2 protein-coding genes are annotated in these 1,255 nt (G+C 39.7%); one reads left to right on the plus strand and one right to left on the minus strand.

The window, feature by feature from the left end:
* Positions 1–116 precede the first annotated feature (116 nt).
* On the plus strand, positions 117–758 hold the full coding sequence (locus BLR43_RS13425) for a DpnI domain-containing protein (protein ID WP_093071474.1): 642 nt from the start codon (positions 117–119) through the stop codon (positions 756–758).
* On the opposite strand, the gene BLR43_RS13430 is transcribed toward BLR43_RS13425, so the two are convergent.
* On the minus strand, positions 750–1,133 hold the full coding sequence (locus BLR43_RS13430; RefSeq protein WP_201587583.1) for a hypothetical protein: 384 nt from the start codon (positions 1,131–1,133) through the stop codon (positions 750–752). The genes BLR43_RS13425 and BLR43_RS13430 overlap by 9 nt on opposite strands.
* Positions 1,134–1,255: the final 122 nt, after the last annotated feature.

Here is a 1,255-nt window from a genome sequence, read left to right on the forward strand (position 1 = left end):
AAACAACAGACCAAGAAAACGATTAGGGTTTAAAACGCCTATGCAGGCGTTCTATAATATTAATTAGCGTTGCACTTGGTGTGTTAATCTAAGGTCCTAATTGTAGCGAGCAGCCTTTGACTGAATTTGCTAACGGTCAACCTGTTGCTGATTTTTACTGCGCGCATTGTAATGAGCAATATGAGCTAAAAAGTAAAAAAGCCAAGTTAAGCAACATCGTTAATGATGGCGCTTACAAGACGATGGTTGAGCGTATCAATAGTAAGGACAATCCCAGTTTTTTCTTTTTGACCTACTCAAAAGCATACGCCGTTAATAACTTTCTAATTATTCCCAAGCAGTTTTTTACGCCCGATATTATTGTTAAGCGCAAACCATTATCAGTGACTGCCAAACGCGCAGGTTGGGTGGGTTGCAATATTGACTTACGAAAAGTGCCAGAATCAGGCAAAGTATTTTTGGTCAAAGACCAAAAAATTATGGATAAAGAGTCGGTTACCCAGCAATTCCAAAAAACCTTATTTTTACGCACGCAATCTATAGAGTCGCGTGGCTGGACATTAGATGTTTGGCAATGTATCGATCGACTTGATGCTCACTTCTCTCTCAAACAGGTTTATGCTTTTGCTGATGAGTTACAGCTCAAACATCCTGAAAACAACCACGTAAAAGATAAAATTCGCCAACAGTTACAGGTATTACGAGATAAAGGCATTATTGAGTTTGTCAGTCGTGGTCACTATCGAAAGTTATACTAGTCGCTTCTCGTTGTAGTGCTTAAGTTTAGGCTGTCCTTTTTTATTAAAGTACACATCGGCAATCAGCTCATCTCTATCATCCCATAATGGTAATCGCACAGTAGCCACAAGACGCTGATGGAACTGATGTGCTGGATACTCCCAATCAATCTCATCATTGATTTTGAAAAAATGCTCTTCACGATAGTCAATATAAGCATGCAATCGATTACGCACATAACGATTCCACTGCCATAACAGCTGTACCGAGTTGCGTGCAGGTTTGGTAAAAGGGATTAGATTAACCGTCAATGCACACATTACCAATTCATCATTAGGAATAACGTCGATACCCTGCTCGATGACTTCTTCTCGCGTATGCGCATACTCAAACATACCTCCAAAAGCGACAAACCTTTTAAGGCTTAGATTAACACACCAAGTGCAACGCTAATTAATATTATAGAACGCCTGCATAGGCGTTTTAAACCCTAATCGTTTTCTTGGTCTGTTGTTTA

It is taken from the genome of Psychrobacter pacificensis (assembly GCF_900101915.1).
Lineage (GTDB): Bacteria > Pseudomonadota > Gammaproteobacteria > Pseudomonadales > Moraxellaceae > Psychrobacter > Psychrobacter pacificensis.

Coding starts and splice junctions, on each gene's coding strand:
- BLR43_RS13430 (WP_201587583.1), bottom strand. CDS start 1,133: ATGTTTGAGTATGCGCATACGCGAGAAGAAGTCATCGAGCAGGGTATC.